This window comes from Polynucleobacter sp. (assembly GCF_044342855.1).
Classification (GTDB): Bacteria; Pseudomonadota; Gammaproteobacteria; order Burkholderiales; family Burkholderiaceae; genus Polynucleobacter.
In genome coordinates this window covers 44,087-51,980 of the sequence record NZ_JBIIPA010000015.1, presented here as the reverse complement: position 1 = coordinate 51,980, position 7,894 = coordinate 44,087, and the positions used below count along the sequence as shown (strand labels likewise).

Genomic DNA, 7,894 nt, shown 5'->3' with positions numbered 1-7,894 from the left:
CATGAGCTTTAACGTATTGAATAACGGACTTCTTGAACTCGGGAGTGTAGTGCTGATAAACCCTCTTTTTTAGACTAGAGAGTCCGTTCGATTGATAGCTTAGAGTCCATTTACGAATGTCAGAGGTATTGATCTCATACAAATGAGCAAGCCGCCTTTGGCCGCCTGACTTTAAATAGTCTTTAACTACTTTTAGCTTGAACTGCGGACTGTATTTGCTCATAAAACTGAACCCCCTTGGTTGGACTTGGCGTCCAACTTTTGTGGGTCAGTTCATTCGGGTGGTTTTAGTGTTTCTTGGTGGCCCAGGGCGGAATCGACTGAGCCGAAAACACCTAATCCTGATTTACGGCTCGAGAAACTTTGATAAGATAAGCTCTTTGATTAACTCTAGGATCAACATGTACTGGCTATCTCTATTAATGGCAGGTGTTTTTGAGATTGGTTGGCCGCTTGGATTAAAGCTATCGGACAATGACAGCATGAAAATCTGGGGCATGGCCTTCGCTGGAACAAGTATGGCGCTTAGTGGATTCTTACTTTGGTATTCATTAAAAGGCATCCCGATTGGAACAGCTTATGCGGTATGGACTTCCATTGGTGCAGTGGGTACTTTTGCTATTGGTGTATTAGTTTTTGGTGACCCCAACAATCCAATTCGCTGGCTTGGCGCCGCATTGATTCTGCTTGGGGTCATTTTGTTGAAGTTGGGATAGCTGATCCCAAATGAAAAACCACCCGAGGGGTTTTGATATTTCTTGGTGGTGGGTGCAGTCAGCACCCATTCCGTCTTTGTATGCTACTCCGCTATCAGGGAAATTACAGGGAATAACAGGGAGCTTACATAACCCCGGTTAGCATCCCTAGGGGTCAACACCAATCCTATGCAATAGATAGACTCTAAAAGGTAATTTCTCAAAAGAATTCTGCTTTATTTGGGGATTAATTTTGCTATGCGCAAGTCGATCTCAGATTTTTCTCATGATAGGATTTTTGCGATAGGCCGATTTGACAGGTCATTTGGGCAATATTAATTTCGAACATAAAACTATTGCCACCGCCAAGAAGCTCCAATTTTCCAAGTATTGTATTGAGCCCATTTGCACTAGCGCTGTTTTTATAAATAACAATTTGAATTACCCCTGAGGCACACCCCAAAAGAAGGCGGTCACTTGGCGGCGCATGCTTGGCAACAACAGCTGAACTGCTGTCAATTTAGCACCACTGCCAGTTGGGGCGACACTAAAAATCAACGCAGGTCAGATTCGGGATTGATGCAAAACCCAATGCCCTTAATATTCCCAAAATATTCTTTGGATTTCTTTTGGGTCAGAGGTTTTAGTTAAGGCAAGTGCGGTCAATATTCTAGCCTTTTGCGGATTAAAATCGTGCGCAACAACCCATCCATTTTGATCATCATTGGCCTCCGCATTTCTCAACACAAATCCACCCGCATTGACATGGGAGCTGCGAACAATCTGCATGCCTTTGGAGCGCAACTCCAATAGGGTGGGAGTGACGGCGCCAGCAACAGAACCATTACCCGTCCCCGCATGAATAATCGCCTTCGCACCCGCTTGCGCTGCCGCATAATATAAGTCCGACTTTGCATTGCCATGACCATAGATCACCCTAACATCGGGCAAAGTACTGATTTCATCGATATTAAACTCTGAATGCTTACCAAAACGCTTTGCCAGGGTCCGAAAATAATACGTCTTGCCCTCCAGCACCATTCCCAAAGCCCCCCAAGGTGAAATAAAGGCATTTGGCTTGATGTTCATCATTTTCGAGGTATCGCGAGCCGACAAGATTTCGTCGTTCATCACTATCAAAGCACCCTTGGCGCGCGACTGTCGATCAGCGGCGACGGTAACTGCGCTTAGTAAATTCAGCGGTCCATCGGCGCTCATGGCCGTACTAGGCCTCATAGAGGCAACGCACACCACAGGTTTATCAGTATGGACAGTTATCGACAGAAATAAACAGGTCTCCTCTAACGTATCCGTACCATGTGTAATCACGATTCCATCGACATCCGACCGCTTTGCCAGGGCACTTACCCGCTTAGCAAGCAAAACAATATCTTCATCCGTCAAACTCTCAGAGGCCTTTTGGAACACTTGCTCACCCCTCACTTTAGCGACCCTGTTTAATTCAGGTACGCCAAGCAAAAGCTGATCCACTGGAACCTTGGCTGCCTGATAACTCGCACTATTGGTCGACTGAGCACCGGCGCCAGCAATCGTACCGCCAGTAGCCAAAATAATAACGTTGGATTGAGCAAATGCGCCCATTGCGAAACACATCAATATCGCCACAAAAATCTTCAAGTAATTCATCATGATCAATCGCCTTCAAGTGGATGAATAAAGCCAAGCTAGCGCATGAGGCCCTAGCAAAGTGGCAATTATGAATTTCTATTGGTGATTTTGAAGCTTACGTAGGTATTAATCATAGCTGGCTATTAAGCCAGTATATGATTGAAAATCCAACCTGAAGTAGTTAAGCCCCCTCCGGCATTACAAGTCCTATAAATTCCTCAGATGCTGGGAGGACCTCAAGGGGGCGGAGTTAGAAATACACTCCTTGATAGCGATTAAACATGCAAAGGCTGCACTTCCCTTTCGATCTTCTTGGCCACCGCCTTTTGGGCCACCTTCAAGTCGTAGGCTTGCTGTAGATTGAGCCATGGTTGCTTAATTAATCCTACTGCTGAGGGCGGTGGTTAATGAGGGGGGGGAATTACCTTGCCACTCATTCCAATTCAAAGTTGGCAGTCGTTCCATCAGAAAGTGGTCTGGTGATTCATTCCGGCGTGGGTCGCCACAATAAACGCTGCATTTATTGCAAAAGATTGACTCTTCATTTTCAATAAGACATCATTTTGGGTGATGTTACCAATATTTGTGAAGGATCAATCAACGACTCTGCCAACCAAGAACCGGCCTTAATCGTTCTTGTAACCAACCCACGTCATTTCTAGCTCATAAGCCATCGATCGCGCAAGACCATCCAAGTCAGGGAATAGGGTTGAATGGGTAATATTCATGCGATAGAGTGCCTGCATGGCCTCAAAGCGCATGGATTGCGAGAGGATAATCTTCTTAATCAACCCCGGGTCTGTTTGATAGTTATCAATAATTTGGTCAAGGGTCTTATTTAATACCCCTGGCACCACAAAAGTACCCGACTGGGCTACTAGCCTTCGATCCATTTGCCTGGGTTCGCCAACCCATAGCAATTCATGGGCATTAGGTAAAAAATATTTGGCAAAATTGCCCTTAGCTCTTGGATCAATAGTGGATCTTGTTAACTCAGGGTCTTGCATTGGGGACCTTCTCCAGAGTCTTGGAGTATCCAATGCAAAAACAGCGCAATCATTTTTGGCATCACAGAGCGCAAAAAATGCGGCCACAAAAGGCGACTTGGTAAAGTCAAGCATTCGAGTGCGGGCCCCATGATGCTGCATTAAGGCAAGGCAACGCAAATCATCATCCAATACAGTGGGATCATCTAGAAAATTATGAGCCTTGCGCCTAAAGATACGCAGGGCCCGCTCCTCTCGAATCGGCCACTCCCTTGCGTCGGGAATGTATTGGGCTAGATATCTCGATAAAGAAGAATCTAGTGACCAATTTGCATCTTCTTGACCTCGAAAGATCCACCCATCAAACCGTGAAATAAGGTCAATAAACTGCCCCCACGTTTGAATGCGAATTGCTTCCATCTAAACCTTAAATATTTAATATCACTACAAAGATCGCCATAGAGCAGGTCTATGGGGCTACACAAGACTGACCACTGCTGTTTTAATCGCCAACCCAACCATCAATAAGCCAAATGCTTTTCTCAGGTAAGTGGTTGAAATGAGTCCAGCCAATTTCACCCCTATTTTAGAGGCGGGAATTGAGCATAAGCTCATTAACAATAAAGCGTATAGATCAATATAACCCCAGCGCCAATCATGCGGCATTCCCGAGGTGATGCCAAACCCCATCACAGCCCCCAAGGAAATTGGCAAAATAACACCTGTAGCAGTGCCTATGGCTTTGCGCAATGGTAAACCCACCTTCATTAAGTAAAACGTCATCACTGAAGCGCCACCCAGGCCTGCTAACGAGTAAGTTGCCCCAGAAAAGAATCCAGCAACAACATAAAAACGTGCAAAAAGCGGTGAGCCCTCCATGCTGCCAGACAGCAACCCCAGAAGCTTTATTCCAAAATAAAAGAGCATCGCCGTAAGCGCGATTGTTAACCATATCCCAGGAATCTGCGTGGCAATCAAAGCCCCAATGAATGCACCAATTCCAGAGGCAAGATAGAGTTTTTTGAACCACCCTAAATCTACATTGCCAGCCTTTAGCTGGCTTATAAATGATGATAGCCCCGTAAAGGCCATAATCGCTAGAGAGGTGCCAAATGCAAGGCGGATAGAGTCGGTTGAACTCATATCGGCAGCCTTATAAACGCCAATTAATATAGGGATCACTAAGGCCCCACCTCCAATCCCAAACAAACCCGCCAATAAGCCCGCAATAGTTCCGCCAAGAATAAAAATGATCATCTGATTAACCTTGATAGTAGGATTTATTCATGCCGTCAATCGATGTCTTATTGGGGTGGGCTTGACTTGGAAAATCTTCATTAAAGTGCCCGCCCCTAGATTCGTTGCGCGAAATTGCGCTTTGCATAATCAGGCTCGCAGCATCCAATGCATTGCGATTACGCAATGCTTGACCATAGGGCTTTGATTTCGTAGGTCGCATCTTAATTTTCTTTAATGCAATGCGCACCCAGTGATGTATAGAGGAATTTAAACTTGCACCACTTTCGTACTAGCAGACGCCCCTCCAAACTGAATAACATCACCAATCATTTCAGCGGTGCAGGCTGATAGCGTCCAACCAAGATGGCCGTGACCTGTGTTGTAGTAAACGTTAGGTTTATTGCCCCTTCCAACCCTTGGCATCATATTAGGCATCATTGGGCGCAAACCTGCCCATGGAACTATCGAGCGAGTACTTACCTCGGGGAAACATCCATTAACCCAATCAACCAATGGCTTAATTCGATCAGAACGAATATCACGATTGACGCCATTAAATTCAGCGGTTCCAGCAACCCTGAAGCGATCAAGTCCCAGGCGGCTAGTAACCAACTTTGTCTCATCGTCCAAAAGGCTGACATTGGGCGCACCCTCTTGGCTTGCCTTATCGCTCAAATTGACTGTGATTGAGTAGCCCTTAACTGGGTAGACATTAACTCGGTCACCCAGCTGAGATGCAATACTGCGACTAGCAACCCCCGCACAAACAATCACATTATCAAAAATGAGTTCATTAACTTGCCCAGCTTTTCTCATTGTCAGGTTGACGCGATTACCATCCGATTTAACTGAAGTTACTTCATGATCGTAGATGGTTTTTACACCCAAACTAGCGGCAGCTTCGGATAATCCAAAAGTAAACTTATGAATATCTCCAGTTGAGTCTGTTTCAGTAAAGTAGCCGCCGTAGTATTTCCCAGCCAAGGTAGGCTCAATTTCTTTCATCTCATTTGGTGTCACAGAAATGCGGTCTAAACCCCCATCAGCCAGCATTTTTGATACATTTGCAGCATGATCAAAGCCTGGCTTATCCCGGTAGATATGCAAGATTCCCTCACGCTTTAAATCAAAATCAATACCCTCTTCCTTTGCCCAAGACAGAAGATATTTTCTGGCCTCTATCGCCATACGTGTAGTCTGAACAGTATTACTTTTGTAGCTAGGTATTGATGAAATAAATTCAGCGAACCATGAAGCCTTATGCCAATCTGGTTTCAAGTTTATTAATAGAGGGGCATCTTTTTTGAAAGCCCACTTCATACCCTTCACAATGGTAGACCAATGGGTCCATACCTCAGCATTGGAAGCCGAAAGCTGACCACCGTTAGCATAAGATGTTTCCATCCCAGCATAACGATGGCGCTCGATGAGGGTGACATCATAACCGCGCTTTGCGAGAACGTATGCAGTGGTGACGCCAGTGATACCGCCACCAATAATGACAAATGATTTCATTCTGAACCTCCAAAACGTCAATTTTTCCCAGGCCAATACCCAAGGAGCCCCCTCTGTTCTGGACCTGAGATATTCACAAATACACAAGGCATTTGCTTGATCCTGCGGTGCGCTGGCTGACGCTAGCCAACAACTCTTCAGAGTTTCAAATTGATACCGGTTCATTTGCCTGAGAGTTTCCGGGGCGGTTGCTCCTTCGGCGCTGCCAGCCTAATACCAGCAGTCTCTCCCGATATCACCAATAATCCATTGCAGCACTAAAGATTCAACATTTTATCGCGACCCTCTGGTAAGGCATACATTGCAATCAACGTGATCAGGCTGATGATGGTAACGTACCAAGAGGGCGAGGTTGGGTCACCCGTGAAACCAATCAACCAAGTGATAATTAATTGAGTTGAGCCCCCAAAAATAGCCACACTTACTGAGTAAGCAATAGAAAGACCTAAAGCTCTGATATGGCTAGGCAATAATTCAGGAATCGCGGAGATGGATGCTGAAGTGCTGGTAGCAATTAAGGCAGCCAAGAATGCCGTTATTACCAACAATGAAGTAGTGCTTGGATAGGTATTTAAATACAAAAATGCTGGGTACGTCAGTAATGCGATTAATGCACGCGGAATAATCATGACCGGCCTGCGCCCATAAATATCACTGAGCCACCCACCAATGATCGCAAAGATAAATGTGGCCAAGCCACCGGCAACTGTGGCAGCAAGGGCAACTGTTGGCGCAAAATGCAGCGTGGAAATAGCATATGTCGTCATGTAATGACTCACATAGGTTGATACATTCGCCCCCATAATGACCAAAATAGCTAAGGCAATAATCCCCCGATATTTTCTTAAACCCATCTTTTGCGCTGCCGCGCCATTTGCTATGTCACCATGCTGCAATGTTTCCGGCATATACCTACGCAAATAGATCGCTACCGGGATGAGCAATAAACCCAAGGCAAATGGAACTCTCCAGCCCCACGCCTGCATCTCTTGCGAAGGTAAGCTGGTCGTTAGGAGCATGCCAATCGCACCCGCCAATAATGCCGCCAATCCCTGGCTAGCCAGCTGCCATGCACCATAAAGGCCACGCTTATTGGGGGGTGCAATTTCAATGAGGAAGGCGGTTGAAGGACCCACCTCCCCACCCAGTGCCAGCCCCTGAATCAATCTACAGATCACCACACAGATAGGGGCAGCCATGCCAATCGACTCATATGATGGCGTAATTGCTAAACCAAGAGTGCCTACGGTAATCAAAGCAATGGTGAGTAACATTGCCGGCTTTCTTCCAACCCGATCAGCATACCCACCAATCAAAAATCCCCCTAAGGGACGAGCTAAAAACCCTACGCCAAACACCCCCACCGATAAAAGCAGGGATGCATATTCTGAAGTTGCAGGAAAAAATGTTTTTCCAATATAAACCGCAAAGAATGAATAAGCCAAGAAGTCATAGAACTCCAAAGCATTGCCAGAAACCGTTGCCGCAACCAATCGTATTGACACCAATTTGGATCGGGCTGGTGATTTTTCAAATGGATTAAGGGCTAATTTACCGTGATTCATATTCGTCTCCATACAGCAATATTGCAATCAAGCTATATTGAATGCAAGGAAAGACTCAACTAGGGACTCCCACATCTTTGCCCCGTTCTGAAGACTCAAATCATTAAAATTGTATTCTGGGCTCTGAATCATGCAGGCACCATGAGAGCTGCCGTCACCATGACCAATAAAGAAATAGGACCCCGAAATCTTTTCCTACATAAAAACAAAATCTTCGCTTTCCGCCAATGCAGGCTCTTGCTTGCTGACATTTGAAGCTCCGAAA

General features: G+C 45.7%; 8 protein-coding genes and 1 riboswitch. Of the genes, 1 reads left to right on the top strand and 7 read right to left on the bottom strand.

From position 1 onward, the window contains the following. A partial coding sequence (locus tag ACIQZ3_RS06570) for a transposase (RefSeq protein ID WP_397391472.1) occupies nt 1-223 on the bottom strand: 223 nt, incomplete at its 3' end. Between the two features lie 178 nt (nt 224-401). Here ACIQZ3_RS06570 and ACIQZ3_RS06565 point away from each other — a divergent pair. Continuing rightward, the gene (locus ACIQZ3_RS06565) at nt 402-716 is read left to right on the top strand and encodes a DMT family transporter (protein WP_397391470.1); all 315 of its coding nucleotides are present in this window, start codon (nt 402-404) and stop codon (nt 714-716) included. A gap of 576 nt (nt 717-1,292) precedes the next feature. On the opposite strand, the gene ACIQZ3_RS06560 is transcribed toward ACIQZ3_RS06565, so the two are convergent. From ACIQZ3_RS06560 to ACIQZ3_RS06535, 6 genes are all read right to left on the bottom strand, one after another. Further along, nucleotides 1,293-2,345 carry a type II asparaginase gene (locus ACIQZ3_RS06560; protein ID WP_397391468.1) on the bottom strand — a complete coding sequence of 351 codons (1,053 nt, stop codon included), beginning with the start codon at nt 2,343-2,345 and terminating at the stop codon, nt 1,293-1,295. A 605-nt stretch (nt 2,346-2,950) separates the two neighbouring features. Next, entirely contained in the window at nt 2,951-3,730 is a 780-nt protein-coding gene (locus ACIQZ3_RS06555; RefSeq protein ID WP_397391466.1) for an FRG domain-containing protein, read from the bottom strand. 57 nt (nt 3,731-3,787) lie between these two features. Continuing rightward, on the bottom strand, nt 3,788-4,567 hold the full coding sequence (locus tag ACIQZ3_RS06550) for a sulfite exporter TauE/SafE family protein (RefSeq protein WP_397391464.1): 780 nt from the start codon (nt 4,565-4,567) through the stop codon (nt 3,788-3,790). Between the two features lie 4 nt (nt 4,568-4,571). After that, nucleotides 4,572-4,769: a hypothetical protein gene (locus tag ACIQZ3_RS06545; protein WP_397391462.1), complete on the bottom strand. Its 198-nt coding sequence runs from the start codon at nt 4,767-4,769 to the stop codon at nt 4,572-4,574. 47 nt (nt 4,770-4,816) lie between these two features. After that, nucleotides 4,817-6,064, bottom strand: coding sequence for a D-amino acid dehydrogenase (locus ACIQZ3_RS06540; RefSeq protein ID WP_397391460.1), 1,248 nt, complete (start codon nt 6,062-6,064; stop codon nt 4,817-4,819). 147 nt (nt 6,065-6,211) lie between these two features. Then, a riboswitch (glycine riboswitch) is annotated at nt 6,212-6,306 on the bottom strand. Between the two features lie 15 nt (nt 6,307-6,321). Further along, nucleotides 6,322-7,629 (bottom strand): MFS transporter, encoded by a 1,308-nt coding sequence (locus ACIQZ3_RS06535; protein WP_397391458.1) that lies wholly within the window; start codon nt 7,627-7,629, stop codon nt 6,322-6,324. Between the last annotated feature and the right edge of the window lie 265 nt (nt 7,630-7,894).

Excerpts from the sequence above, each read along its gene's own strand:
- ACIQZ3_RS06565 (WP_397391470.1), top strand. The coding sequence starts at position 402 with ATGTACTGGCTATCTCTATTAATGGCAGGTGTTTTTGAGATTGGTTGG.
- ACIQZ3_RS06560 (WP_397391468.1), bottom strand. The coding sequence starts at position 2,345 with ATGATGAATTACTTGAAGATTTTTGTGGCGATATTGATGTGTTTCGCA.
- ACIQZ3_RS06555 (WP_397391466.1), bottom strand. The coding sequence starts at position 3,730 with ATGGAAGCAATTCGCATTCAAACGTGGGGGCAGTTTATTGACCTTATT.
- ACIQZ3_RS06550 (WP_397391464.1), bottom strand. The coding sequence starts at position 4,567 with ATGATCATTTTTATTCTTGGCGGAACTATTGCGGGCTTATTGGCGGGT.
- ACIQZ3_RS06545 (WP_397391462.1), bottom strand. The coding sequence starts at position 4,769 with ATGCGACCTACGAAATCAAAGCCCTATGGTCAAGCATTGCGTAATCGC.
- ACIQZ3_RS06540 (WP_397391460.1), bottom strand. The coding sequence starts at position 6,064 with ATGAAATCATTTGTCATTATTGGTGGCGGTATCACTGGCGTCACCACT.
- ACIQZ3_RS06535 (WP_397391458.1), bottom strand. The coding sequence starts at position 7,629 with ATGAATCACGGTAAATTAGCCCTTAATCCATTTGAAAAATCACCAGCC.